Origin of the sequence: Streptomyces sp. NPDC058198 (genome assembly GCF_042882605.1) — a bacterium.
In the GTDB taxonomy this organism is placed as follows: Bacteria; Actinomycetota; Actinomycetes; order Streptomycetales; family Streptomycetaceae; genus Streptomyces.
Genome location: NZ_JBHVVP010000018.1, coordinates 14,156 through 40,247, shown reverse-complemented (window position 1 = coordinate 40,247; position 26,092 = coordinate 14,156). Strand labels below are relative to the sequence as shown.

General features: G+C 70.9%; 21 protein-coding genes, 4 tRNA genes and 1 other RNA gene. 9 read left to right on the top strand and 17 right to left on the bottom strand.

The genetic code is table 11. The features are described from left to right. Positions 1–10: 10 nt before the first annotated feature. The 3 genes from purL to purS are packed head-to-tail and all read right to left on the bottom strand — an operon-like array spanning position 11 to position 3,188. Positions 11–2,260 carry a phosphoribosylformylglycinamidine synthase subunit PurL gene (purL, locus tag ACFVWW_RS32620; RefSeq protein ID WP_384334909.1) on the bottom strand — a complete coding sequence of 750 codons (2,250 nt, stop codon included), beginning with the start codon at positions 2,258–2,260 and terminating at the stop codon, positions 11–13. Continuing rightward, a complete protein-coding gene (gene purQ, locus ACFVWW_RS32615; protein WP_384189093.1) occupies positions 2,257–2,940 on the bottom strand; it encodes a phosphoribosylformylglycinamidine synthase subunit PurQ in 684 nt (227 codons plus the stop codon). Before purQ ends, purL begins: the two co-directional genes overlap by 4 nt. Further along, positions 2,937–3,188, bottom strand: a complete 252-nt coding sequence (purS, locus tag ACFVWW_RS32610) for a phosphoribosylformylglycinamidine synthase subunit PurS (RefSeq protein ID WP_384189094.1) — start codon at positions 3,186–3,188, stop codon at positions 2,937–2,939. Before purS ends, purQ begins: the two co-directional genes overlap by 4 nt. A gap of 375 nt (positions 3,189–3,563) precedes the next feature. On the opposite strand from purS, the gene ACFVWW_RS32605 reads away from it, so the two are divergent. From ACFVWW_RS32605 to ACFVWW_RS32570, 8 genes are all read left to right on the top strand, one after another. Next, a complete protein-coding gene (locus ACFVWW_RS32605) occupies positions 3,564–3,899 on the top strand; it encodes an Lsr2 family protein (protein WP_384189096.1) in 336 nt (111 codons plus the stop codon). Between the two features lie 102 nt (positions 3,900–4,001). Continuing rightward, a tRNA-Gly gene (locus ACFVWW_RS32600) sits at positions 4,002–4,073 on the top strand. Positions 4,074–4,142: 69 nt separating this feature from the next. Beyond that, positions 4,143–4,215: transfer RNA gene (locus ACFVWW_RS32595), tRNA-Gly, on the top strand. A gap of 157 nt (positions 4,216–4,372) precedes the next feature. Beyond that, positions 4,373–5,290, top strand: a complete 918-nt coding sequence (locus tag ACFVWW_RS32590) for an ABC transporter ATP-binding protein (RefSeq protein ID WP_384189116.1) — start codon at positions 4,373–4,375, stop codon at positions 5,288–5,290. Next, positions 5,290–6,099: an ABC transporter permease gene (locus ACFVWW_RS32585; protein ID WP_384189098.1), complete on the top strand. Its 810-nt coding sequence runs from the start codon at positions 5,290–5,292 to the stop codon at positions 6,097–6,099. The genes ACFVWW_RS32590 and ACFVWW_RS32585 overlap by 1 nt, the downstream gene beginning before the upstream one ends. Positions 6,100–6,138: 39 nt before the next feature. Further along, positions 6,139–7,509: a sensor histidine kinase gene (locus tag ACFVWW_RS32580; protein WP_386879381.1), complete on the top strand. Its 1,371-nt coding sequence runs from the start codon at positions 6,139–6,141 to the stop codon at positions 7,507–7,509. Beyond that, positions 7,509–8,195 (top strand): response regulator, encoded by a 687-nt coding sequence (locus ACFVWW_RS32575; RefSeq protein ID WP_386879382.1) that lies wholly within the window; start codon positions 7,509–7,511, stop codon positions 8,193–8,195. The genes ACFVWW_RS32580 and ACFVWW_RS32575 overlap by 1 nt, the downstream gene beginning before the upstream one ends. Positions 8,196–8,217: 22 nt before the next feature. After that, positions 8,218–8,290 (top strand) — tRNA-Gly (locus ACFVWW_RS32570). 146 nt (positions 8,291–8,436) lie between these two features. On the opposite strand, the gene ACFVWW_RS32565 is transcribed toward ACFVWW_RS32570, so the two are convergent. From ACFVWW_RS32565 to ffs, 6 genes are all read right to left on the bottom strand, one after another. Beyond that, positions 8,437–9,336 carry a phosphoribosylaminoimidazolesuccinocarboxamide synthase gene (locus ACFVWW_RS32565; RefSeq protein WP_384189104.1) on the bottom strand — a complete coding sequence of 300 codons (900 nt, stop codon included), beginning with the start codon at positions 9,334–9,336 and terminating at the stop codon, positions 8,437–8,439. A 242-nt stretch (positions 9,337–9,578) separates the two neighbouring features. Then, the gene (locus ACFVWW_RS32560) at positions 9,579–11,036 is read right to left on the bottom strand and encodes a N,N-dimethylformamidase beta subunit family domain-containing protein (RefSeq protein WP_384334898.1); all 1,458 of its coding nucleotides are present in this window, start codon (positions 11,034–11,036) and stop codon (positions 9,579–9,581) included. 556 nt (positions 11,037–11,592) lie between these two features. After that, positions 11,593–13,323, bottom strand: coding sequence for a hypothetical protein (locus ACFVWW_RS32555; RefSeq protein ID WP_386879383.1), 1,731 nt, complete (start codon positions 13,321–13,323; stop codon positions 11,593–11,595). A gap of 418 nt (positions 13,324–13,741) precedes the next feature. Further along, on the bottom strand, positions 13,742–14,992 hold the full coding sequence (gene purD, locus ACFVWW_RS32550) for a phosphoribosylamine--glycine ligase (RefSeq protein WP_386879384.1): 1,251 nt from the start codon (positions 14,990–14,992) through the stop codon (positions 13,742–13,744). Between the two features lie 72 nt (positions 14,993–15,064). After that, positions 15,065–17,308, bottom strand: coding sequence for a DNA polymerase III subunit gamma and tau (locus tag ACFVWW_RS32545; RefSeq protein ID WP_386879385.1), 2,244 nt, complete (start codon positions 17,306–17,308; stop codon positions 15,065–15,067). Between the two features lie 51 nt (positions 17,309–17,359). Next, positions 17,360–17,458, bottom strand: an RNA gene (ffs, locus tag ACFVWW_RS32540) — signal recognition particle sRNA small type. A gap of 71 nt (positions 17,459–17,529) precedes the next feature. Between ffs and ACFVWW_RS32535 the strand changes: the two genes are divergently transcribed. Further along, positions 17,530–17,617 (top strand) — tRNA-Ser (locus ACFVWW_RS32535). A gap of 64 nt (positions 17,618–17,681) precedes the next feature. On the opposite strand, the gene ACFVWW_RS32530 is transcribed toward ACFVWW_RS32535, so the two are convergent. From ACFVWW_RS32530 to ACFVWW_RS32495, 8 genes are all read right to left on the bottom strand, one after another. Next, entirely contained in the window at positions 17,682–18,959 is a 1,278-nt protein-coding gene (locus tag ACFVWW_RS32530; RefSeq protein WP_386879386.1) for a tyrosine-type recombinase/integrase, read from the bottom strand. 11 nt (positions 18,960–18,970) lie between these two features. Continuing rightward, positions 18,971–19,189 (bottom strand): excisionase family DNA-binding protein, encoded by a 219-nt coding sequence (locus tag ACFVWW_RS32525; RefSeq protein WP_386879387.1) that lies wholly within the window; start codon positions 19,187–19,189, stop codon positions 18,971–18,973. A 177-nt stretch (positions 19,190–19,366) separates the two neighbouring features. Continuing rightward, a complete protein-coding gene (locus ACFVWW_RS32520) occupies positions 19,367–20,596 on the bottom strand; it encodes a DUF3631 domain-containing protein (RefSeq protein ID WP_386879388.1) in 1,230 nt (409 codons plus the stop codon). Beyond that, positions 20,593–20,943, bottom strand: a complete 351-nt coding sequence (locus tag ACFVWW_RS32515) for a hypothetical protein (RefSeq protein ID WP_386879389.1) — start codon at positions 20,941–20,943, stop codon at positions 20,593–20,595. The genes ACFVWW_RS32520 and ACFVWW_RS32515 overlap by 4 nt, the downstream gene beginning before the upstream one ends. Further along, positions 20,940–21,851, bottom strand: a complete 912-nt coding sequence (locus tag ACFVWW_RS32510; protein WP_386879390.1) for a bifunctional DNA primase/polymerase — start codon at positions 21,849–21,851, stop codon at positions 20,940–20,942. Before ACFVWW_RS32510 ends, ACFVWW_RS32515 begins: the two co-directional genes overlap by 4 nt. A gap of 85 nt (positions 21,852–21,936) precedes the next feature. Further along, complete coding sequence (locus ACFVWW_RS32505) at positions 21,937–22,245, bottom strand: hypothetical protein (RefSeq protein WP_386879391.1); 309 nt, start codon at positions 22,243–22,245, stop codon at positions 21,937–21,939. A 212-nt stretch (positions 22,246–22,457) separates the two neighbouring features. Next, complete coding sequence (locus ACFVWW_RS32500; protein ID WP_386879392.1) at positions 22,458–24,599, bottom strand: hypothetical protein; 2,142 nt, start codon at positions 24,597–24,599, stop codon at positions 22,458–22,460. Further along, entirely contained in the window at positions 24,599–25,996 is a 1,398-nt protein-coding gene (locus tag ACFVWW_RS32495; RefSeq protein WP_386879393.1) for a hypothetical protein, read from the bottom strand. Before ACFVWW_RS32495 ends, ACFVWW_RS32500 begins: the two co-directional genes overlap by 1 nt. Positions 25,997–26,092 lie beyond the last annotated feature (96 nt).

Here is a 26,092-nt window from a genome sequence, read left to right as displayed (position 1 = left end):
ACGACGGGGGTCAGGCAAGCAGGGCCGGGATGGTCGCCTCGTGGGCGGCCTTCAGCTCGCTCAGCGTGAGGCTGAACTCGCCCTGCACCTCGATCTCTTCGCCGTCCACGACACCGATCCGGGTGGCGGGAAGCCCGCGCGCCCCGCACATGTCGGTGAAGCGGAGCTCCTCGCTGCGCGGTACGGCGACGACCGCGCGGCCCGCCGACTCGCTGAACAGGAAGGTGAAGGCGTCGAGCCCGTCCGGTACGACCAGCCTGGCGCCGTTCCCGCCGCGCAGGCAGGACTCGGTCACCGACTGGATCAGACCGCCGTCGCTCAGATCGTGTGCCGCGTCGATCATTCCGTCGCGGGACGCCGAGATCAGGATCTCGCCGAGGAGCTTCTCCCGGTCCAGGTCCACGGCCGGCGGCAGTCCGCCGAGGTGGTCGTGGACGACCTGCGACCAGGCCGAGCCGCCGAACTCCTCGCGGGTGTCCCCGAGCAGGTAGAGGAGCTGGCCCTCTTCCTTGAAGGCGATCGGCGTACGCCGGTTCACGTCGTCGATCACTCCGAGCACGGCCACGACCGGCGTCGGGTGGATGGCCGTCTCACCGGTCTGGTTGTAGAGCGAGACATTGCCGCCGGTGACCGGGGTGCCGAGCTGGAGGCAGCCGTCCGCCAGACCACGGGTGGCCTCGGCGAACTGCCACATGACGGCCGGGTCCTCGGGCGAGCCGAAGTTCAGGCAGTCGGAGATGGCGAGCGGCTTGGCGCCGGAGGCGGCGACATTGCGGTACGCCTCCGCCAGCGCGAGCTGCGCGCCCGTGTACGGGTCGAGCTTCGTGTACCGGCCGTTGCCGTCGGTCGCCATCGCCACGCCCAGGTTCGACTGCTCGTCGATCCGGACCATGCCGGCGTCCTCGGGCTGCGCGAGCACGGTGTTGCCCTGCACGAAACGGTCGTACTGGTCGGTGATCCATGCCTTGGAGGCCTGGTTCGGCGACGCGACCAGCTTCAGGACCTGGTCCTTCAGCTCGGCCGAGGTGGCCGGGCGCGGCAGCTTGCCCGCGTCGTCGGCCTGGAGCGCGTCCTGCCAGTCGGGGCGGGCGTAGGGACGCTCGTACACCGGACCGTCATGGGCCACGGACCGCGGCGGTACGTCCACGATCTGCTCGCCGTGCCAGAAGATCTCCAGCCGCTCGCCCTCGGTCACCTCACCGATGACGGTGGCGATGACGTCCCACTTCTCGCAGATCTCCATGAAGCGGCCGACCTTGCCGGGCTCGACGACCGCGCACATGCGCTCCTGCGACTCGCTCATGAGGATCTCCTCGGGCGAGAGGGTCGCGTCACGCAGAGGAACGGTGTCGAGTTCGACGCGCATACCGCCGGAGCCGGCGGACGCCAGCTCGCTCGTCGCGCAGGAGAGACCGGCGCCGCCGAGGTCCTGGATACCGGCGACGAGCTTCTCGCGGAAGATCTCCAGGGTGCACTCGATGAGCAGCTTCTCCTGGAACGGGTCGCCGACCTGGACGGCGGGGCGCTTGGCCGGGCCGGTCGCCTCGAAGGTCTCCGAGGCCAGGACGGATACGCCGCCGATGCCGTCGCCGCCGGTGCGGGCGCCGTACAGGATGACCTTGTTGCCGGCGCCCGACGCCTTGGCGAGGTGGATGTCCTCGTGCCTCATCACACCGATACAGCCGGCGTTGACCAGCGGATTGCCCTGGTAGCAGGCGTCGAAGACGACCTCGCCGCCGATGTTCGGCAGGCCCAGGCAGTTGCCGTAACCGCCGATGCCCGCGACCACGCCGGGCAGCACCCGCTTGGTGTCGGGGTGGTCGGCCGCGCCGAAGCGCAGCGGGTCCACGACGGCGACCGGGCGGGCGCCCATGGCGAGGATGTCGCGGACGATGCCGCCGACGCCGGTGGCCGCGCCCTGGTAGGGCTCGATATAGCTCGGGTGGTTGTGCGACTCGACCTTGAAGGTGACCGCGTAGCCCTGGCCGACGTCCACGACGCCCGCGTTCTCGCCGATGCCGACGAGCATCGCGTCGTTGGCGGGGACCTTCTCGCCGAACTGCTTGAGGTGCACCTTGCTGCTCTTGTACGAGCAGTGCTCGGACCACATGACGGAGTACATGGCCAGCTCGGCGCCGGTGGGACGGCGCTCCAGGATCTCGCGGATCCGGTCGTACTCGTCCTCCTTGAGGCCGAGTTCCTTCCAGGGCTGCCCGACGTCGGGGGTTCCGCTCGCGTGCTTGACGGTGTCCAGGGTCATGAGGCGCTTACCAGCTTCTTCAGGATCGAGGTGAAGAATCCGAGACCGTCGGTACGGCCCGTACCGATCAGCGGCTCCACGGCGTGCTCGGGGTGCGGCATCAGGCCGACGACATTGCCCGCCGCGTTGGTGATGCCGGCGATGTCACGGAGCGAACCGTTGGGATTGCCGTCCAGGTAGCGGAAGGCGACCCGGCCCTCGGCCTCCAGCTCGTCGAGCGTGTGCGCGTCGGCCACGTACCGGCCGTCGATGTTCTTGAGCGGGACGGAGATCTCCTGGCCGGCGGTGTAGTCGGCCGTCCAGGCGGTGTCCGCGTTCTCCACCCGCAGTCTCTGGTCACGGCAGATGAAGTGCAGGTGGTTGTTCCTGAGCATCGCACCGGGCAGCAGGTGGGACTCGGTGAGGATCTGGAAGCCGTTGCAGATCCCGAGGACCGGCATACCGGCCTTCGCCTGCTCGATGACCGTCTCCATCACCGGCGAGAAGCGGGAGATGGCTCCGGCCCGCAGATAGTCGCCGTAACTGAAGCCGCCGGCCAGCACGACCGCGTCGACCTGCTTGAGGTCCTTGTCGCGGTGCCACAGCTGGACGGGCTCGGCCCCGGCGATCCGGGCGGCGCGGAGGCTGTCCCGGTCGTCGAGCGTGCCGGGGAAAGTGACGACTCCGATACGAGAAGTCACTTCGACTCCTCGACCTTCACGACGAAGTCCTCGATGACGGTGTTGGCGAGGAAGGTTTCGGCCATCTCGTGGATGCGGGCGAGGGCGGCGTCGTCGACCGGCCCCGCCACCTCGAGCTCGAAGCGCTTTCCCTGGCGGACATCGGCGATTCCCTCGAAGCCCAGGCGGGGCAGTGCGCGCTGCACCGCCTGGCCCTGCGGGTCGAGGATCTCCGGCTTGAGCATGACGTCGACTACGACGCGTGCCACTGGCACTCCCGGTGGTGTGGTGCGGCTGGTTCTGCTGCTGTGTTCTCCAGGGAATCCCCCGGACCCCCCGAGCTTCCCTCAGCGTACCCGTCCCAAAAATCTACGCGGGTAGATATGGTGGTTCACAGATCGCGCGGCGATTTCGCCCCCGGAGAACGCACGGAAAAATCCAGGGAAAAAATCGCGCCCCCCATTGCCCAGGGACACGCTGATGTAATTGGCTGGGCTTCACAATGCGATGCTTGCCGCTGTACAAAGGAATACAGAGGAAAGCAGCATTGCCCCATAACAGCCGGAAGGCCGGTATCGCCGCACGTCAGCCGTGTTTCCTGCACGTGTCCGACAGAGCGGTACCGCAAGAGAGGACCGATATCCGTGGCGCAGCGCGTAGTGGTCACGCTCTCCGATGACATCGATGGCGGAGAAGCGGCGGAAACGGTCACGTTCGGCCTCGACGGGAAGTCGTACGAGATCGACCTCAATCCCGCCAATGCAAAGAAACTGCGCAAGGCCCTGGCGCCGTACTTGGCCGCGGGCCGAAAGCAGACAAACGCGAGCAAGTACGGCAAGTCCCGCACGACCTATCGGCACACTTCCCTCGCGCCCGACCCGGCGGCCGTCCGCGCCTGGGCGCTCTCCCACAAGATGGAGGTGCCGGCCCGCGGCCGGATCCCCAAGCGGGTCTACGAAGCGTTCCGTGAAGCCAGTTGAGCGACGCGGGGGCGCACCGAGTTGCGAACCACCCCCGCTGATCGGCTAGAGTCTGGAGCACGCCGAGGGGCAAGGCCGAAAGGCCCGAACCTCACGGAGCGTGCGGGTGTAGTTCAGTAGTAGAACGCCCCCTTTCCAAGGGGGAGGCGCAGTGTGCAATTCCTGTCACCCGCTCCGCATCACGCTCCGATCCGCTCCGGTGGATCAGGTAGAGTGATGGCCGCACCGGTCACCTGGTGCGCTGCGGACGTAGCTCAGTTGGTAGAGCGCAACCTTGCCAAGGTTGAGGTCGCCAGTTCGAACCTGGTCGTCCGCTCAGAAGAAGAAGCCCCCAGTCGAATTGACCGGGGGCTTCTTCGCGTGCGCCGTCGATGACAAATGTCATCGGCGGCGATGACAGCGCGCACTGCCCCGGAGACCGGTCCGGCGGAAACCTGGAAGACATGACTGAGTCTTCTTGGGAGGACGGCCACATGGACGTCCCGGTAATCGAGACGGACGAGCTGCGGCGTACGTATTCCGGCGGCTTCACGGCGGTGGACGGCGTCTCCTTCTCCGTGGCGCGCGGTGAACTGTTCGCGCTGCTCGGGACGAACGGGGCGGGCAAGACCTCCACCGTCGAACTGCTGGAGGGTCTCGCCCGGCCCAGCGGCGGCACGGTACGGGTCCTCGGCCATGACCCGTACAAGGAACGGGCGGCCGTGCGCCCGCAGATCGGCGTGATGCTCCAGGAGGGCGGCTTCCCCTCCGATCTGACGGTCGCCGAGACCGTACGGATGTGCGCCGGCTGCACCAGCGGAGCCCGGCCGACCGATGAGGCGCTGTCCCTGGTGGGGCTCGGCAAGCGGTCGGGCGTACGGGTCAAGCAGCTGTCCGGCGGTGAGCGGCGCCGCCTGGATCTGGCGCTCGCGCTGCTCGGCCGGCCCGATGTCCTCTTCCTCGACGAGCCGACGACCGGTCTGGACGCCGAAGGGCGCCGTGACACCTGGGAGCTGGTACGGGCGCTGCGGGACGGCGGCACCACGGTGCTGCTGACCACGCACTACCTGGAAGAGGCGGAGTCGCTCGCCGACCGGCTGGCGATCATGCACCAGGGGCGGATCGTGGTCACCGGAACCCCCGCCGAGGTGACCGCCGCGCGGCCGGCCCGTATTCGCTTCGTCCTGCCGTCCGGAGTGGACGCCTCCCGGCTGCCGCTGTCACTGACGGCCGGGGTGGAGGGACGGCAGGTCGAGATCCGTACCCAGCGGCTTCAGCGGGACCTGGGCGAACTCCTGCGGTGGGCCGAGGAGTCCGACGTACAGCTGGAGGGGCTGGACGCCCGGTCCGCCTCCCTCGAAGAGGCCTTTCTCGATATCGCTGCGCGGAGCGCGGAAAAGGTGGATGCGTGATGAGCGCGGTGACCACAGAGGCGAGCACGACGACGAACGCGCGGCGGACGACGACTTCGGGACGCCTCGCGGCGCTCGGGCGGGCCGAGCTCACGCTGCTCGTACGGAACAAGACGGCGCTCTTCTCGGCGGTGCTGGTGCCGCTGGGAATGATCGGGGCCATCAAGGCGTCGCTCGGGGGCGTCAACCTCGACAAGGCCGGGATGACCGTCGCCGAGGTGGCGATGATCGGCGGGATCGGCATGGTGCTGATCTTCGCCGTGTACGCCAACCTCGCCACCGCGTACACGGCCCGGCGCGAGGAACTGGTGCTCAAGCGGCTCCGTACCATCGAGGCGCCCGACCGGGAGATCCTGGCCGGCACCGCGCTGCCGGCGGCCGCGCTGGCGTTCACGCAGTGTGCCGTGATGATCGCGGCCGGCGTCGTGTTCCTCGGGCTGAGCGCGCCGCAGCAGCCCGTGGTGCTGGTCCTCGGGGTGCTGGGCGGTCTGGTGCTGCTCACCGCGCTGGCCGCCACGACCTCCGCGTTCACCAGGACCGTGGAGAGCGCCCAGCTCACCACCATGCCGCTCTTCCTGATCTCGGTGGTCGGCTCGGGCCTGTTCGTCCCGCTGGACGCGCTGCCCGACACGGTCGCCTCCGTCTGCGAGCTGCTGCCGGTGACCGGCGTCATGACCCTGATCCGGGCCGGCTGGCTGGGCGGTGTCGAGGGGTACGACCTGCTCGGCGCGGCGCTCAACGCGTTGGCCTGGACCGTACTCGCGGTGTTTGCTGTACAGCGGTGGTTCCGCTGGGAGCCGCGCCGCTGAGGCACACGCCGCGGCGGTTACACCGGGGAGGGGACGCGGATGGCCACGCTGACGGGCTGGTGGCACCGGAAGAGCAAGCCGGTCAAGATCGAGTTCTACACCCGCTGGTCGTTCCACTTCTTCGGGGTCATCGAGGTGGTGGCGATCGGCATCCCGTCGCTCCCCCGCGAGACGGGGCCACTCGGCGGCTGGCTGTTCCTGCTGGTCTGTACGCATGCCGGGCTGTGCACCGCGCTCCAGGCCAGAGCCCTGGACTGGCGGCTCGGCCGGCGCGATCAGCCCGTGAAGCTCGTGCTGGCCGTGGCGGTGCTGTCCACGGCCGGCCTCTTCGCCGCCCTCGCGCTGCGCGGTACGGACACGATCCCCGACAACACGGTGTACGCGCTGTCCCTGGGCGGCTTCGCGGGCTTCGGCCTGGGGTCGATCGCGCTGGGCCTGCGCACGGCGGCGCAGATGACGTATGCCGTGCTGGGTATGGCGGGCGCCGTGGCGGCCGCCAGTCTGCTGCTCGGGCTGGCGGGACGGAACGTCTTCGGGAACGCCCTCGGGGTCGCCGCCACCGGTTCGAGCCTCGTCCTCACCTATGTCTTCTCCGCCTGGCTGCTCAAAGCCGTCTGGGATCTGGACGCGGCGGGCGAACTGCAGTCGCGGCTCGCGGTCGCGGAGGAGCGGCTGCGCTTCGGTCGCGATCTGCACGATGTCATGGGCCGCAATCTGGCGGTGATCGCGCTGAAGAGCGAGCTGGCGGTCCAGCTGGCCGAGCGCGGCCGGCCGGAGTCCGTGGCCCAGATGTCCGAGGTGCAGCGGATCGCCCGGGAGTCGCAGCGGGAGATCCGTGATGTCGTGCGCGGCTACCGGGAGGCGGATCTGCACAACGAACTGGAGGGAGCCCAGGGGGTGTTGAAGGCGGCCAGCATCGAATGCGTGATCGAGGGCGACGACGGCAGGGGGCTGTCTGCCGAGATCCAGTCGACCCTGGGGTGGGTGGTGCGCGAGGCCACGACAAACGTGCTGCGGCACGGGGACGCGCGGCGGTGCACGGTGCGGCTGACGGAGCTGAAGGGGCGCGAGGCGATCCTGGTCGTCGAGAACGACGGTGTGCCGGAGGCGGCCGACGAAACCGGGGGTGGGGGGCGGAAGGGCTCCGGGCTCGCGGGGCTGCGAGAGCGGCTGAGCGCGCTGAACGGCACGCTGGACGCGGGGCGGGCGGGCGCCGGGCGCTTCCGGCTGACGGCCCGGGTGCCGTTGCCGGTGGCGAGGCGCGGGGGAGGAGCGGCGTCCGGGGGCGAGGGGTTGTCGGGGGGCGCCGTCGCCGACGGGTTGTCCGGGGGCGAGGGTTCGTCCGGGGGCGCTGTCGCCGACGGGTCCGGGCCGGCCGGTGCCGCGCCCGGCAAGGAGGTGGCGGCATGATGTCCGTACCCGCTACCCCCGAACCCACCCGGCTGGCCGCTCCCTTGACCGCTCCTCCCTCGGCCACTCCCGCTCCCGTCCCCGTGCGCGTCCTGCTCGCCGACGACGAGCACCTGATCCGGGGCGCGCTCGCCGCGCTGCTCGCGCTCGAAGACGATCTGGTGGTGGTCGCCGAGGCGGCTTCCGGCCCCGAGGCGCTGGCGATGGCACGGGCACACCGCCCCGATGTGGCGGTCCTCGATCTGCAGATGCCGGGCGCGGACGGTGTGAAAGTCGCCACATCGCTCCGGGCCGAACTGCCCGGCTGCCGGACGATGATCGTGACCAGTCATGGCCGTCCCGGCCATCTGAAGCGAGCGCTGGCGGCGGGCGTACGGGGCTTCGTGCCCAAGACGGTCAGCGCACGCCAGCTCGCCGAGATCATCCGTACGGTGCACGCGGGGAACCGCTTCGTGGACCCGGAGTTGGCGGCCGACGCGATCTCCGCCGGCGACTCGCCGCTGACCGTGCGGGAGGCCGAGGTCCTGGAGCTGGCGGCGGACGGTGCGCCGATCGCGGAGATCGCGGAGCGCGCCTCGCTCTCGCAGGGGACCGTACGGAACTATCTGTCGTCGGCCGCCTCCAAACTGGGGGCGGAGAACCGGCATACGGCAGTGCGTCTCGCACGCGAGCGGGGTTGGGTATAGTGGTGCTCGCGCCACGGCGCATGCGGACGTAGCTCAGTTGGTAGAGCGCAACCTTGCCAAGGTTGAGGTCGCCAGTTCGAACCTGGTCGTCCGCTCAGAAGAAGAAGCCCCCGGTCGAATTGACCGGGGGCTTCTTCGTGTCCGCTTCTCTTCGTGTCCGCTTCTCTTCGTGTCCGCTTCTCTTCGTGTCCGCTTCTCTTCGTGGCCGCTTCTTCTCTTCGTGTCTGCTTCGCCGCGTGGGCTACTGCCAGCTGGTTCCGGTGAGGAGTTCGTACGCCTCCAGATACTTCGCCCGGGTCGCGTCGACGATCTCCTGCGGCAGCGCGGGCGGCGGCTGCTCGCTCTTGCGGTCCCAGCCGGAGGCCGGGGAGGTCAGCCAGTCGCGTACGTACTGCTTGTCGTACGACGGCTGGGCATGGCCCGGCTCCCAGGTGGCGGCCGGCCAGAAACGCGAGGAGTCGGGGGTCAGCACCTCGTCGGCGATCACCAGCCGGTCGCCGTCGAAGCCGAATTCGAACTTGGTGTCGGCGAGGATGATTCCGCGGTCGCGGGCGATGTCGCGGGCCCGCCCGTACACATCGAGCGTGGTCCGGCGCAGCAGGGCGGCCTCCTCCGCGCCGACCTGACGGGCCACTTCCTCGTACGGCACGTTCTCGTCGTGGTCGCCGACGGCCGCCTTCGTGGCGGGGGTGAAGATCGGGGCGGGCAGCTCGGAGCCGTCCACCAGCCCCTCGGGCAGCGCGAGTCCGCAGACGGTGCGGAACTGCTCGTACTCGACGAGGCCCGAGCCGGTGAGATAGCCGCGGGCGACACACTCCACCGGGACCATCCGGAGCGAGGTGCAGATGAGAGTGCGGCCGGCCCAGTCGGCGGGGGCGCCGGCGGGGAGGTCGGTGGAGATCACATGGTTCGGTACGAGGTCCTGGAGCAGGTCGAACCACCAGAGCGAGAGCTGGGTGAGAACCCGGCCCTTGTCGGGGATTTCGGTGGGCAGCACCCAGTCGTACGCGGAGATACGGTCGCTGGCGACCATCACGAGGTCGCCCGCCTCGTTCCGGTACAGATCGCGCACCTTGCCGGTGTGGAGATGTACCAGACCCGGGACCTCGAGAGGTTCGGGCTTTTCGACGAATCCGGACACGGTTCCTCCCCGTGGTTCTGTCCGATCTGAAGATCGCCTTGATTCTCCCGTATGCCGGAAGTACCAGCTCGCAGGGGTGCCGTACGCCCTCGTCAGTCCCGCCCGTTCGGTCCCTCTTTCTCTTCGGTCGTGCTTCCTTTTCAGCCGTGCTCGGTCCCGAGGGTCGTGCTCAGCCCCGGGGTCGTGCTCAGCCCCGGGGTCATGCTCAGCCCCGGGGTCATGCTCAGCCCCGGGGGCCGTGCTCAGTCCCGCTTGCAGATGCGGTCCAGGAGATTGGCGGTCGCGCGCTGGACGCGGGGGTCGACATGGCCGGGGCGGTCCAGCTTCGGGGACCAGGCGAAGGTCCCCGAGGCGAAGACGAGAGCGCCGGAGGGCGCGCGGTAGAGCGAGGTCTCCTGGTGGCGCAGGGCGTTCTCGCTGTCCCGGTACGGGGAGTGCGCGAGCAGCATCCGGTCCTGGTGCTCGGGCAGGGCCGTACGGGGGAAGTAGCGGTCGGCCTCGCCCGCGACCAGTCCTTCGATCTCGTCACCCTCGGCCGCGCCGGTGGATTCCCAGAGCCAGTGCTCCGCGTTCCGTACGACCAGCGGGCGCGGCTCGGGGACGCGGCCCGCGTACTGGATGCCGAGCAGCTGCTGCTCGGGCCTGTCCACCTCACGCCAGAGCGCGGAGCGTCCCGGGCCGCGGCGCTTGCGGCAGGTCAGGAGGCGGTCCGGGACGCCGGAGGCAGAAGGCCCCAACTCCACCTGCCAGTACATGGTGTTGGCGGAGAGGAAGACGAGGGACGTGCCCTGCTCGCGCGCCAGCTCGACGGTGCGGCGCATGGGGACGGACCAGTACTCGTCATGGCCGGGGAAGACCAGGCCCCGGTAGCGGGTGGGGTCGACGCGGCCGGCGTGCAGATCGCGGGTGTCGGCGTAGGCGAGGTCGTAGCCGTAGCGCTCGGCCCAGCGGATGAAGTCGTAGGCGTGACCGACATGGAGGGGCAGGCCCGCGCCCGCGTAGGGGCGGTCGAAGGAGACCGTGGTCGCGGCGTCCTCCTCGCCGAGGAGCCGGCCCTGCTCGTCCCAGGCGTGGTAGAGGCTGGCGCCGCTGTGGCCGTCCTCGGGGTAGAGGTTGTACGCCTGCCAGGTGATGTCGGGCAGCAGGAGGAGCAGATCGGCGGGGTGGCTGTCGCGCACGGTGAAGGGGATGTGGGAGCGGTAGCCGTCGACGGTGGTGAGGACGGCGACGTAGGCGCCGATGGTCCAGTACGACGGGACCTGGAGCCGCCAGGAGAGCCACCAGTGATGGCAGGAGAGCGTGCGGTCGGCGGCGAGCGGTGGCTGCTGCACGATGCCCGAGAGCCGTGGGCTGGTGGTTATCTTGAAGGCGCCGTCGCCGCCGTAGTGCCCGATCCGGTAGATGTCGACGAAGAACTGCTGCGGCGGGTCGACGGTGACATGGAAGTCGATCGCCTCGCCGGGTGCGACGGCGCCGGTGGACGCGAAGCCCTTGATCTGACGGCGTACGTCGTCGGCGGTACGGGGGCCGCCGGTGCCGCGGCCCTGGGTCGGGTCGGCGTACCAGGCCACGACGTGGCCGGTGTCGTCGAAGTAGTTCTCACTGCCGCGCAGCCAGGGCAGCGGGCCCTGGCCGAAGGGATCACTCACCGCGTGGGCGAGAGCGCCCGATTCCCATCGCCGGATCTGGTCCGCCCCCATGTGCGCCCCTCCTCCGAGCCCGTGACAACAGTTGGCACGGCGATTGATGCAAGCGTCGACGCAGGCGTTGGAACGAGCGTCGGAACGAGTGCTGGTACGGGTGTGCTTACGGCCGTCCTTACGGGTGTGCTTACGGGTGTTCTTTCGGGTGTCCGTGCGGGTGTCGACGCGCCGGTGATACGACCGTTGGTCCGGCCGGGGTGTGGTCGGTGGTGCGGCCGGCTGTCAGCGCCGGTCTCCAGCACATCACATAACGCACGCGGCCCGTCACCGTTCGTCGCGAATTGTCTTAACGGAACGTGCCAATTCGGGTGCGGGGTGTGGTGAGGGGGGCGCGTGGGGGCGGGGAGAACGGAGGGGGTGGAGGGGCGGCGAGCGGAGGCGGGGGTCGGGACCGCGGCGCGGGGAGGCGGGGCTCGGGGGTCAGGGCTCTGGCTCGGCGCTCAGGCTCGGGGCTGCGGCGGCAGGGTCCGGGGCTCAGGCTCGGGGCTCAGGCTCGGGGCTGCGGCGGCGGGGTCCGGGGCTCAGGCTCGGCGCTCAGGCTCGGGCTCGGGGCTCACACGAGCCGTACGGGTTTCTCCGCCCGTACGCCCAGCGAGGCCAGCCAGGAGCGCAGCGGCTCGGCGTCGCCCTCCTCGACCAGGCTGAGGACGTGCCCGCCCAGGTCCACCCGGCGCTCGCCGTCGACCAGGAGGGTCGGGCCGTCGAGCCAGTCCAGGCCGGGGGCGGCCCCGGCCGTATCGACGGCGGAGCAGCAGACCATCGCCGTGACATGGTCGGCGAGCAGCTCACGGCCGGTGCGGGGCGGCTGGAGCGGGAAGAGGGGCAGCGGGTCGGTGCCCCAGAGCGCGAGGGCGTCGCCCGCGGCCTCGGCCGGCGTGGGAGGGTTCGCCGCCTCCTCGCGGGCCAGCTCCGCGCTGATACCGGCGGCCAGGGCGTCGCCGATCCCCCCGGTCCCGCCGGTCCCGCCGCCCGGGCCGGTCCCGCCGGGTCCGCCGGTCGTCCCGCCGGTTCCGTCGTCGCGTCGGGAGAGGTGGTCCATCACGCGGGCCAGCGTGGGCCCGGGGGCCAGGGCGGCACCCGAGGGGCCGACGGAGCGCCGTACCCCCATACCGTCCAGGACCCGGTGCAGCCTGGCCGCTTCCGTACGCCACTTACGGTCGACGACCTCTTCGGGATACTGCTGCCAGTCCACCGGGGACCAGTCGGGGCCGGCCTCGGCCGGGCCGCCGTGGAAGAGGCGGGCGGCAAGCAGGGAGGCGGCCTCGTCGACCGCGCCGGGCTCTTCGAGCAGATCGCAGGCGGGACGCTCGCCGAGCCGGGAGGTGAACCCTTCGGCGAGGCGGTCGCGGCGCGAGAGCTCGGTGAGGGCGGACACCACGCCCGCGTCCAGGCGGGAGGGCCAGCGGCCCATGCGCCAGGCGGGCAGCGCGACCCGGGTCAGCAGCCGGTCCCAGCCCGCGTAGGCGAGACCGACCTGCTCCTGGGCGACGATCCGGAGGCCGTAGTCCACCGCCTGTGCGCGCTCGGAACCGGCGGCCGCGACGCCCCGCTCCATCTGGGCGGCATGCTCGGCGCAGCTCCGCAGCAGCAGCCGGGCGATACCGCCGATGAAGCCGAACGCCGCTCTGCGTATCGGCCCCCGGCCCGGTCTGGACGTGACGGCGACCGCCGCGTCCAGCCCGCGGACGAACCGGCGCGCGGCGGCTATGTCGGGATGAGCGGAGGGCCCCGTACCGGCGACGACCGGAGCGAGCACCGCGCGCAGCTCGGCGACCCGCATCCACCACAGGAAGGGCGAGCCGATCACGAGGACGGGCGCGGCGGGGATCCGTCTGCGGCGGCCGCCGCCGGCGAGGGTGTGCGCCGGATGCGTACGGTCCTCCAGCCAGCTGTCGCAGTCGGGGGTGAGCGCTATGGCGGAGGGGACCGGCACCTCCAGCCGCTCCGCGAGGTCGCGGACCAGCCGGTAGAGATCGGGCGCCGCCCGCTCCGTGACCGGGACGGTGGGGCTGAGGGCGGGCCTGGCGCGGGCGATCACGGCCGCGACGGCGCCGCCGAGCAGCAGCACGACCACCGCCACGGCCGTCACGACCCAGCGGGCGGTGTCCCAACCGGCGCCACCGATATGGCCTGTGGCCCCGCCGACGAGCAGGACGACGGCGACGGCCGCGGGCAGCAGAGCCACCGCCAGCGCCCTGCCGCGGATACGCAGCACGGCGAGAGCTCGGACACGGGCGCCCTGAGCGCCCAGCTCGTCACCGATACCGGAACCGGAATCGGACATCGTCGGACCTCACCCCCTCTGCCCCCGCGGCGGTGTAGCTCACTCCCCCACTGTGGCACCCGCCACCGACATCGCAATGCCGGTGGGCCAAGTGCCGGACTGCTTGCGCCGCACCCTAGTTGGACCCGGGAGACGCGTCATCCGGATAGCCCATCCGTCACCCGATGGAATGGCTCTGGTCAAAGCTGCTGACGCGGCGGGGTTCCGGGCTCGGTTTTCCGGTGGGAGGCGAGCGGGCCACGGCTCCAGCCCTTGCGGACGCCGGCGTATGTCATACGCTTCCGGACCCGCGGAGCGCGGCTGGAGGGGGAGGGCCGGGGCAGGGCACGGAACGGGGACAACCGGCCGGAGCAGCCTCGGCCGGTCGTCCTCGGCCCTCAGCCCTCAGTCCTCAGCCCTCAGCCCTCAGCCCTCGGGATCAGGCTTCCGCGGCCTCGCGGGCGATGTCCGTACGGTGCTGGGAGCCGGACAGGCTGATGCGGCCCAGCGCCGTGTACGCCCGCTCGCGGGCCTGCGTCAGGTTCTTGCCCGTCGCGGTCACCGACAGCACGCGGCCGCCGGCGCTCACGACCGTGCCGCCGTCCAGCCGGGTTCCGGCGTGGAGGACGTACGCGTCGGGGGCGTCCTGCGCCGCGATCTCGTCCAGTCCCTCGATCGGGTCACCCGTACGCGGGGTGTCCGGGTAGTTGTGCGAGGCGACGACGACCGTGACCGCGGCATCGTCGCGCCAGGTCAGCGGGGGCAGGTCCGCGAGCGTTCCCTCGGCTGCCCCGAGCAGGACACCGGCCAGCGGGGTCTTCAGCCTGGCCAGGACCACCTGGGTCTCCGGGTCGCCGAAGCGGGCGTTGAACTCGATGACCCGTACCCCGCGGCTCGTGATCGCGAGACCGGCGTACAGCAGCCCGGAGAAGGGCGTACCGCGGCGCCGCAGTTCGTCGACCGTGGGCTGGAGGACGGTCTCCATGACCTCGTCCACCAGCTTGGGGTCGGCCCACGGAAGCGGGGAGTACGCGCCCATGCCGCCCGTGTTGGGGCCTTCGTCGTTGTCGAGGGCGCGCTTGAAGTCCTGCGCGGGCTGTAGCGGAAGGACCGTCACACCGTCGGTGATCGCGAAGAGCGAGACCTCGGGGCCGTCGAGGAACTCCTCGATGACGACGCGGCCGCAGGCGAGGGCGTGCTCGCGGGCCGCGGCGATGTGGTCGGTCACGACGACACCCTTGCCGGCGGCGAGACCGTCGTCCTTGACGACGTAGGGCGCGCCGAAGGCGTCCAGCGCGTCGTCGATCTGCTCCGGCGTGGTGCAGACGTAGCTACGGGCCGTCGGAACGTTCGCCGCGGCCATCACGTCCTTGGCGAAGGCCTTGGAGCCCTCCAGCTCCGCCGCTTCCCGGGACGGGCCGAAGCAGGGGATGCCCGCGTCGCGTACGGCGTCGGCGACCCCCGCCACGAGCGGCGCCTCGGGCCCGACGATGACGAGACCGGCCTCCAGCTCGGCGGCGAGGCGGGCCACGGCCGCGCCGTCCAGGGCGTCCACCGGGTGCAGCTCGGCGACGTCGGCGATACCGGCGTTGCCGGGCGCGCAGTGCAGAGCGGTCACGTCGGGGTCGAGGGAGAGAGAGCGGCACAGGGCGTGTTCGCGGGCGCCGCCGCCGATGACAAGGACCTTCACGAGAGGCAGCCTAGCCCGGCCAGGGCACCCTTCCGTGTGCGGGCCTTGTACGGGCCACCCAGAACCGGCCGCCTAGTCGTTCGTATATTCCTCCACAATCGTCGCGCCCAGCTCGCGCACGATCAGGTCATGGCCGGAGAGCGCGGAGTCGACGAGATCCGGATCGTCCTCCTCCGGGGTGTCGTCCTCCGGGGCCACTGGTGGAGGCGGCGGGGGCGCGGTGGGCCTGCTGTCCGCCCTGGGCGGCTCGGATCGCGCCGGGGTGTAGGCGGGGGCGGCGGGTGCCTGGGATGCGGGCGCCGACGACGACATGCCGGTCGGGGCTTGCGGGGAGGGGCGCTGCGCGGGGGACGGGGCAGGAGCGGGGGCCGCGGGGCGGCCGCCGTACCCACCGGCATTCCCTCCACCGTTTCCGCCACCGCCGCCGTACCCGCCGCCACCGGCACCGCCGAATCCGCCTCCGCCGCCTGCCTGGGGCGGTGGCGGGGTGCCACCCGACGGGTCGACGATGGCCTCGATCTTCCACTGCACGTGGAACTGCTCGGACAGCGCCTGCTTGAGCACGTCCTCGCTGCCGCTGCTCGTGAAGTTGTCGCGGGCGCCCGCGTTGATGAAGCCGACCTGGAGCGTCGTCCCGTCGAACCCCGCGACCTGCGCGTTCTGACTGAGCAGGATCCAGGTGAAGCGCCGGCGGTTCTTCACGGCCTCCAGGATGTCCGGCCACATGTTCCGTACCTGACCGGCGCCCTGCGTCATACCGAGGCCCGGCGCGGCGGCCGCGGGGGCGGCGGCAGCGGGTTCCGGCGCGGCCGGGGAGGGGGCGGCGGCTGGCCGGCCCTGCCCCGGTCCCTGCCCCGGCGTCGACGCGGTGGGCCACCCCCCGGGACGGCGACCTGCGTCCGGCGCGGCAGCCCCCGGCCACGCACCGGGCCGCTGCGGCTCCGCGGCGGGCTCGGGCGCGGGTACGGGTGCGGCGGCGGGCTCGGGTACGGGGGGAGACGCGGCAGGCGGGCCGCCCTGCGCAGCGGCCGGCACAGGAGCGGGAGCGTGCGCCTCGGGTCCGGGCACGTACCCCATCGTCGGGCCGGGCGCGTACCCCATCGCGGGCCCGGGACCGCCGGCCGAGAAGGCGGCGGCCCCGGCCGAGGACGCGGCCGCCGCACCCCGCTCCAGCCGGTCGAGCCGCGCCTGCACCGAACGCTCGTCGTCGAAGGCCGCCGGCAGCAGCACCCGCGCGCAGATCAGCTCCAGCTGCAGCCGGGGCGACGTGGCCCCGCGCATTTCCGTCAGCCCGGTATTGACCAGATCGGCCGCCCGGCTCAGCTCGGCCGCACCGAAGACCGACGCCTGGGCCTGCATCCGCTCGACGACATCGGCGGGTGCGTCGATCAGCCCCTTCTCCCCGGCATCCGGCACGGCGGACAGGATGACCAGGTCACGCAGCCGCTCCAGCAGATCGGCGACAAAGCGCCGCGGGTCGTTGCCGCCCTCGATGACCTGCTCCACGACCTCGAACGCCGCGGCGCCGTCGCCCGCCGCGAAGGCGTCCATCACCGAATCGAGCAGCGACCCGTCCGTATATCCGAGCAGGGCCGTCGCCATGGCATACGTCACACCGTCCTCGGCCGCGCCCGCGAGCAGCTGGTCCATGACGGACATCGAGTCACGCACGGACCCGCCACCGGCCCGCACGACCAGCGGCAGCACCCCGTCCGCAACCGGGATCCCCTCCTGCCCGCACACCTCACCGAGATAATCGCGCAGCGTCCCCGGCGGGACCAGCCGGAACGGATAGTGGTGCGTCCGCGACCGGATCGTGCCGATGACCTTCTCGGGCTCGGTGGTCGCGAAGATGAACTTGAGATGCTCCGGCGGCTCCTCGACCACCTTCAGCAGGGCGTTGAAGCCCGCCGAGGTGACCATGTGCGCCTCGTCGATGATGTAGATCTTGTACCGGCTGCTCGCAGGCCCGAAGAACGCCTTCTCGCGCAGATCACGGGCGTCGTCCACGCCACCGTGCGACGCGGCGTCGATCTCGATGACATCGATCGACCCCGGCCCGTTCCTGGCCAGGTCCTGACAGGACTGGCACGTCCCGCACGGGGTCGGCGTGGGCCCCTGCTCACAGTTCAGACACCGCGCGAGGATGCGCGCACTGGTCGTCTTCCCACAGCCGCGCGGCCCACTGAACAGGTACGCGTGATTGACCCGGTTGTTCCGCAGGGCCTGCTGCAGCGGGTCAGTGACATGCTCCTGCCCGATGACCTCGGCGAATGACTCGGGGCGGTAGCGGCGGTAGAGCGCAAGGGACGACACACCTACGACGATATAGGCCCCCTACGACAACGCCCCCATACCACCACCCCCAACGCAAGCGCCCCCCACGCACCCGCCAGAGCCAACCTACCCTTGCTGCCTTCCGGCCCTGGGGGAGTTCAGTCAGATAGCGCCACGTGAGGGGCTCCGCACACAGTACCCGATGCCGGAGGCGCGAACGAGTTCGCGAGCACTCCCCCGCGTCTTGTATTGTTTGCCGCGGAGGATTCGCCTAGAGGCCTAGGGCGCACGCTTGGAAAGCGTGTTGGGGGCAACCCCTCACGAGTTCGAATCTCGTATCCTCCGCCATTGCTCTCACCGGGCAATACGTCGTAGGCCCCCACCGCACGCGGTGGGGGCCTACGACGTTGTCTCAGCCCCCGTTGTCCTGGTCTTTGTCCACAAGGGCTGTTTCCGGGGCTCCCCAGATCGCGGCGCCGATCTTTCGGGCCACCTCCTTCAACAGGTGGTCGGGGACGTGGAGGTACCGCGCCCTCATACGCGCGGCCCCGCCCGGTTCCCAGCCCATGATCTGGTCGATGACCCGGTCCGGTACGCCCAGCAGCATGAGGACCGTTCCGGCGGTGTGCCGGGCATCGTGCAGCCGGCCATCCCGGACCGCGGCGTCGTCCAGAAGTCGCTTCCAGTCGTGGTAGTCCGTGTTCGGACTCAGCGGTCCGCCCGTGAGCTTGGTGAAGACGTAGTCCGATTCGGTCCACAGGTTCCCGGCGGTCTCACGCTCCCGGGCCTGAGCCTCCTTGTGCGAGCGCAGCATCAAGACCAGCGGGCCCGGCAGGGGTACGGCTCGACGCCCGGCACGGGACTTGGTGTTCTTGGTCTCGCGCCGTACCTGGACGCGGTCGGGGCAGTAGCCGGCCTTCCGGCCGCACGGCGCTGCCTCCGTGCACCCATGCTCGTACTTGGGTCGCAGCCGGTTCCGGCGCAGCTTCAGGTACTCGTTGTCCAGGTCAACGTCCGCCCACCGGAGGCCGAGCGTCTCGCCCTGCCGGAGTCCGAGGGCCAGTGCCAGCATCCAGCGGGCGCTGTTCCGGCGCTTGTTCACTTCGAGCAGGAGTCGCTGCACCTCTTCCACGGAGTAGGGCTCAACCTCCGTTTCTTCCTCTTCCATCCGCGGCGGCTTGGCCAGCGCTGCGGCGTTCTTCGTGGCGTGGCCGCGCCGCACCGCCTCACCGAGGGCGGTGCGGGCGGTGCGGTGTGCCTGGTGAGCCGTAGCGGCCTTACTGCCGTTCTTCTGCATGCGGCCATAGAGGCTTTCCAGGTGTTCCGGCTCCAAGCGGTCGATGCGGTGCCTGCCGATGCCGGTTACGAGGTGGACGCGAACGGCAACCTCGTAACCGTCGTACGTGTTCTCGCTGACGACCGGCTTGGCGATGTTCTCGACCCAGTGCCACAGCCACTTTTCGACCGTCCACGGCTTGCCGGGCTGCTGAGCCGATCCCTGGTCACGCTGCTTTTCCAGCTTGCGGACCTCATCAACCAGTTCTTTGCGGGTGGGGCGGGTGAGGTGGCGCCGGTAGGGCGTGCCGTCGTCCTTGTAGCCCATCGGCACCCGGGCATGCCAACGGTCGTCTTTGCCGTAGTAGATGGCCGACTCGCCGTTGGCCCGGCGGGTGCGCTTCTTCTCTTCCACAAGGGGCCCTTTCAGGCGGCTGGCTTGTTGGCGGCGCGCAACCGGCGCACGTACTCGGGGATGGCAACGGCGGGCACTCGGCGGAGCCGGCCGATGGGGACGGACTCCAGCTCTCCCGTGCCAATGAGCCGGAAGCAGAGGGTGCGGCCGATGCGGAGTCGACGGGCCGCTTCTTCGACAGTGAGCAGTGCCAGCGTGGGGTCATCAACGTCAGGGCGAGACGTGCGCATTCGATGGGCTCCTCAGTGCGTGGCGGGCGGGCGTGTCCGCCCTGTCCTGGGAGATCCGCCACGTCCGCCACGCCGCCACATCGCAGGTCAGGGGCCTGAGTTTGTGGCGGATAGCGAATGTGTGGCGGATAGGTGCCGCCACACGTGGGGTGTGGCGGCACCTGGTGGCGCTGGGGCTCAGCCGGCGACCGGGAAGAGCGGTGTGGCGGTTTCCGCAGACATGTGGCGGATGACCGTGGCGGTATCCGCCACGGATTCACCCCCGCTGACCTGCGGTGTGGCGGACGTGGCGGACGTGGCGGATTCTCCGGGGGACGGAGGGCAGTACCGGTTCCACGCGTCCGCGAGGTCCTCGGCGTAGTACCCCTTGGGGAAGCCGGAGGGGGTGCGGATGCCGCGTGGCTTGATGGGCTTGTTCGCCGGGGTGACGTACTGGCCGAGCAGCTTGGCCAGGGTCCGGGAGTTCAGCGGCTTGTCGTCCAGGTCGCCCCACGGGGCGTCGTCCATGCGGAGCAGGACTTCGAGGATGACGGCGGTGGGCATCCGGTCGGCGCCGCAGAACACCTTGTCGCGCAGATCGGTGAGGAGCCGGATCCCGGTGGAAGCTTCGTCGTTGTCGTGCCCGGCACTGATCAGCTCCAGGCACGCCGCGCGGGCCCGGGAGGGCCAGTCCCCGCCGGCCGCGTCCGCGACGGCGAGCAGCGGTTCCCACACGTCGGCCGGCCGGTCGGTGACACCGTCGGGCATCTCCGGCCAGGCGTCCGCGACCAGGTCGCGGACGGTGTCGGCCCACTTGGCGAGCAGGTCCCGCAGGGCGTGGCCCTGCTTCTCGTGGGTGCGCTGGCGGTAGGACTCGACCGACTCGTTGGGGGCCCGCTTGCGCATGCGGACGATGACCGACCGGGTCAGGACCGTGTCCGGGAGCGAACCAAGCCCCGCCATGGCGACGGCGCAGTACGAGCCGAAGACCTGCGCGTTCTGGTTGGACCCCTCTCCGACGCACCGCAGCGCGCCGCCGATGCGCCGGTATCCGGCGTTCAGGAAGCCTCGCAGTGCCTCGTCCGCACCGGCCTTGGGGCCGAAGATGGTGTCCACCTCATCGAACAGCACCGTGGGCAGGCCCTCGGCGGAGTCGACCAGCCGGTAGAGCGCGTTCGCGGACGCGGACACCGTGCTGACCGGGCGGGGGGTGAGGAGTTCCACGATCTCCAGCGCCCTGGACTTCCCCGACCCCGGTTCCGGGGAGAGGAACGCGATGCGGGGCGTGGTCTCGAAGCAGTCGATCAGGTGGGCGTGCGCGTCCCACAAGGCGACCGCGACGTACGCGGACTCGGTGGGGAAGATGTTGAAGCGCCGGTGGAAAGCTTCCACTTCGTTGAGCAGGGCCGCGCCGTCGATGTCGTTCATGCGGCGTTCCTTTCTTCCTGCGGGGTGTGTAGCTGGCAGGTTGTGCGGTGGGCGGCGTGGCTCTCGATCAGGGCGAGTACCTGGTGGTGGCCGGAGGCGAACAGGTCGCGTCCGCACATGCAGGACGATGCGGCGGTGGGGGTGGCGCCTCTGGGGGCGGTGATCCGCAGCCGGGCGACCACGTAGAGCCCGGAGTCTTTCTGCGGGTCAGGGCGAACAGCAGTGGGGACGCCTTCGGCGGCGACTTTCAGCGCGCTACTGCTGGACGGGGCCGGGGCCGGTTCGGCGGGGCGGGGCAGGTCGGTGTTGAACTGCCTCTTAATGGGGGGATTCGGGGGCGCGCTCATGACGCCGTGCGGGTCGGGTTGTGGGCAATCGACCAGTTCAGGGCGCTGGCAATGACGGGCGCGCACTCGCTTTCCCGCAGACCGGCCGCCATTCCTGCCCGCTTAAGAGGCTCTTCCACCTCAGCGCGTGTGAGGGCGCCGGACGCAACGAACCGCCCCAGAGCTCGGGCGGCCCGGGTCAGCGTCCAGTTCCGCACCCCTTCACCCGCCCCCGCGACGTTCGCGGTCTCGGCCCTGAGAGCCGCTGTCGCGTACCTGGAGGACCGGGACGGTGGCGCGACGACCGTTAATGGCCGGGACGCTTGGCGGGCCGTCAGGCGGGCGCGCAGCCAATCCGGGAGTGCGGCGACGGGGGCCGGGTCGATGATCGTGTAGGGCCCGGCGGCGGTGGCGCTTCCGGCGGCGACGACGTACCCGCCCCACGCTCGGGTGTCGATCAGGGGCCCGAGCCTGCCCGCCGTGTTGGCGAGCCGGACACCGGGCGGCGTGGCGAAGTAGAGATGTTCGCCGCCGCTCGCGGTCCGGGTCCGGTAGGTGGTGGGGACTACCTGTCCGGCGCGCTCGCAGAGCGCCTTGAAGGTCGTCACGCCGGAAGGCGTGTCCGTACTGCCCTTGCCGCCTTTGCGCTTGGGCATGTCCAGGTCCACGACGACCAGCCCGGAAGGGCCGGTGGCCACACCGACGTTGAAGGAAAGCGTGGACCACGCCCGGCGGATACGGTCCGGGTCGGTCGTGGCCCGGTCCTCCCACTTGCGGTGGAAACCCGCACAGTCCCCGATGCCGGGGCAGACGGACTCACCATGCAGGGCGGGGCGCTTGTCGCCGGGACGCAGCGGGAAGACCGCCCACCCTCGCTCGGCGGCGTCCAGCGCTGCGGACAGCAGCGCGGAGGGGGGTTCATGAGTCATGCTGGATGTCTCCAGTTCTCTTCAGTGGGCTGGGAGCCCGGGGCGACCGCGAATCTTTGGCGAGACGGAGCGGTCACCCCGGGCGTCATTTGCCCTTCGGGCGGGCGAGCTTGAGCGTGATACCGCCGATGCCGATCGGTCCGGCGGCGCCGGCGACAACAGCTGCGGTGCGGGCCGCGAATTCGATGAGCGCGAGGACCGCGGCAATGGTGCCGAGGAGTCCGATGGCGCCAGTGGTGACGACGACTATCGGGAGCAGGTAGGCGCGGGCCGGACGGCCCTGCGCGGGGGCGCTGGTGACGATGACGATGGGCTGGCCGGTCGTCTGCGCCTGGCGGTAAGCGTCGGCGGGGATGTGCGGCGGGAGGGTGCCCCGGGGTTCGCGGTCGTTCATGACGTGCTCCTTCCGGGTACGGAAAGGCCCCGCCGGAAGGCGCTCCGGCGGGGCCCGTTGGTGACGGTGTGTGGTTGTAGTGACTAGTGGCTACTGCCTACTGGCTAGTGACAAAGCACCTGTTGAAAGCCCCTGTGTGGCCAGTAGAGGGCCGTTCTACCGGTTAGTGGCAAGTTGGCGGTAGCCACTAGCCGGTAGCGCTGTGTGGGCGCTCAGGCGTGGTTGGGGTGGACGTAGACGGAGTGCGGTCCGTTGTCCCGGTAGGTCAGCTCCCCGCGCTCGGCTGCGGCCTTGAGCGCGTCGCGCACGGCCTGCCGGCTGCGCCCTACGAGGTCCGCGACGGCCTTGGGCTTCATCCCCGCAGCGCCCGCAGACTCGATCGCGTCGAGCGCTTCGGCGAGCCATGCCGGGCCGCTGTCCGTGCTGTCCTCGTCGCGCAGGGCGGACAGGTTGAGCCCGCCCTCGGCACGGTCCGCACCCGACTGGCCGGTGTCGGCGCCGGGTTCGGGGGTGGTGCCGAACTGTGCGTCGATCTGCTGCATGAACTGCCGCGCCAGCTCGTCCTCGCCCGGCTGTGGTGCGTCGGTGTCTCGCAGGGCGGAGAGGTTCAGCCCCGACCCGCCCGTGGCCCCGCCCACGGCAGGCGACGACTCCGCGTGCCGCCCGGCGTCGGGGGTGGTGGTGAGGTGGTCGCGCATCCATGCGGTGCGGGCCGTGTCCCAGCGCCGTGCGTACGCGGGTCCGGCGGCGCGTGTCGAGGGGGTGTCGAGGGTGGGGTGTCGGTCGGAGGTGGCAGCAACGATGTCGCGGATCTGGTTGGGGAGGATGCGCCAGTTCTTGAACAGCGCGACCGGTGATTCGGGGGTGGCCATGAACCCGGAGCCCTTGTAGGGGGCCTGGTCGACGCGCAGGCCGCGGGAGCCGGGGAACTGCTTGGACAGGTCCATGCCTTCCGTCTCGCCGCCCGTCAAAGCGACCCGCACCTTGGCTTCCCGGCGGATCATGAGGTTGCCGAGCACGGAGCCGGTGGAACCGAGCGCGGTGAGGACGGTGCGGATGCCCATGGCGCGTGCGATGCGGATGACTTCGAGGATCTTCTCCCCGAGCTTGCGCATCTGCTTGTCGTTGCTCGCCAGGATCTCCGCGCCCTCATCGATGACGAGCATGATCTGAGGAATCTGCGCGGAGACCGGCAGGAGATCGGTGTTCGCCTGCGACAGGAGGTCCTGGTAGGCCATCTTGCGGTGCTTGGCCACCTTCACTGCGGCATCGAGCATCAGCAGCGCTTCGTCGTAGGTGCCGGCGAGCCAGTCGACACCGGGCCTCATTCCGCCTGCGGTCTGCCCCTGGCTGTCGAGGGCGGGGCGGACCCAGGGTAGGCCGGCCGATCCGGCGTTCAGGTCGATCACCCACGTCAGCACGTCCACCGCGCGGGCGAACCCGGCGAGGATGACATGCACCATGTTCGTCTTGCCCGACCCGGTCGGCCCGACCACCAGCGCGCACTGCTCGCGCAGGTACGCGCAGATCTCCTCGGCGTTGGTGCGGTAGCCCCAGGGCAGGCCGGTGTAGATGGAGAGCGGCCCGTAGTCGGTGGGGTAGGTGAGTTCGGCGGACAGGACATCGGCGGTGGTGACATCGATCAGAACACGGCCCTGGTGGATCCCGGGCCCGGCGGTGGCGGTGCAGCCGTGCGGCAGGCGCGCATCCGCACTGAGCTGCGCCGTCTCCTTCGCGATCCGGTCGTACGTCGTGCCGCCGGCGGGGAGTTCGGCGTCGATGGTGAAGCCGGTGCCGGTCGGCCACATCTCGACCGCGAGCACGCGCAGCGTGATCCCGCACACCCGCCGCACCCGGTCGACCCACTCGGCGGCGATGGCCCGGCGGTCCGCGGACAACTCGGCGGCGACCTGGCGTTCGGCCGCGGCAATGGCCTCCTCCTCCCGCGCCTCTTCGTAGAGGCTCGCGGTGCGGGCGGCGGCGCCCATGCCAATACCGATCGTGGCCAGCGACCCCAGGGCGGCCCAGGTCAGGGGGCCGGTGGTCATGGCCCACGTGGTCCAGCCGGCGCCGACGAGCCAGGACGCGGCGCGGGTGGCGATCGTACGCCCCGCGTTACGCACCCGCAGCCCGGCCACCGTATGACCGAGCGCCCCGGCAGCGCCGGCCGCGAGCACCCAGCCGGGAGGCATGCCAGTGGCCGCGCCGGTGGTGGCGACAGCGAACGCGCCGGTCGTGGCGGACAGGGCACCGGTCACCGGTCCATGACCGGCCGCCCAGTCCCACACCGGCCCACCGCTCACATCCTGCTTCTGTTTCTGGGTCTTCTTGCTGGTGGTGGTGTTGGTGCTCATCAGACGTTCCAGCCCTTCTCGGCCTCGGGCCCGTTACGCGGGTCCTCGTGACGGGCGATGTCCGCCTCGTGCGCCAGTCGGAACAGCGGCCCCAGGTCACCGGCCGCGTCCACGGCGTTCATCAGGACCCGGAAGATGTCGTCGAAGCCGTCCGCGACGCCCTTCTCCAACGGGAACTCACTGTCGGAGCGCTCGGCGAGGATGCGGAAGGTACTGGCCACCGACGTCAGCGCCTCGGGCAGGTTCTCGACCATGGCCAGGATCTCCATGCTCCCGTCCGGGTCGTAGGTGCGGGCGGCGTTCTCCATCTCGGCCGCGGCCTCTTCGAAACGGAATCCAGACACGTTCACAACCTCCTGATACGGACCCGGTGCGCTCGGGATGAGCCGTGCGGGACGCTCGACGCGGTCCCCGATCTCTTCGCCCTCGTTCTCAGCCGCCGCGTCCAACGCGACCGCTTCACTGTCCAGAGCGGCACGAATCGCGTGGTCACGCGCGTCCCGCTCCATCTGCGCGGCACCGATCAGACGCCGGTAGAAGCGGCGTCCCGGATACATCAGCCACGACCAGCCGATCCGCCGGCCAAGCGGGGTGGTGAGCACACCCAGCACCCCGAGCGGCGCCGCCAGGACCGCGGCCAGCAGACGACGCCCCTGCAGCCGCAGCGCGGAACGCCACAGAGCCGACCTGGCCCGGCGCCGGGCCGCCGCATGACGCACCGACGCCCGCTTGCCGTCGACCTGGTTCTGCGCGCGCCGGTCACGCGCAGCACGGGCCTTACCGACCGCCGCGTCGCGCATCCGCCCCACACGCCCCATGCCCCTGCTCATGGCGCGGCCGATGCCGCCTTTGGACGCGGAACGGGCCGTACGGGCCGCAGACTTGGCCGCGCGGCGAGCGTCCGCCACCTGCCGGCGGTCGGCCGCACCCTGCGACCGGGCGGTCGCGCGGGTCGGCGCCTGCTGCCTGGCCGCCTGCCGCAGCGCCCTGACCTGCCCAAGACGGCCGGCCGATGCACGGCCCGACGCGAGCGAGGAACGCCCACCACCGGCAGACGACGGAGCGGCATGCCGACCCTTGCCGGTAAGGGACTTGGCAGCGACTCCGCCGGAACGAGAGGTGAGCCCCGCCCCGCCGCGGCCACCGCCCGTACTCGTACGCCCGGAGCGTCGGCCCTGCACGGGAACACCACCAGGCACGCGCGACCCGGTGCCGCGCGGCGTCAACAGGGAAGCTGATCCGGCCGTGCCGCGTGCCGCGGTGCGCTTGCGCGCGGCGCGGGTGGCGGCGACCGTGCCGAGGACCACGGCACCGGTCGCCGCGACCGCGGCAGCGACCGGACCACCGGTGAGAGCGGCGGTGGCGATCAGCCCGGCGGTGGAGTTGGCGCCGGTCATCGCGAGCGGCACCACCGGCCAACCGCCCGGCGTGTGCCCGACCTGCCCACCGGCAGGTGCCGGGGCGGGGGCCGATTCTGGTGTCTTTTCACTGGT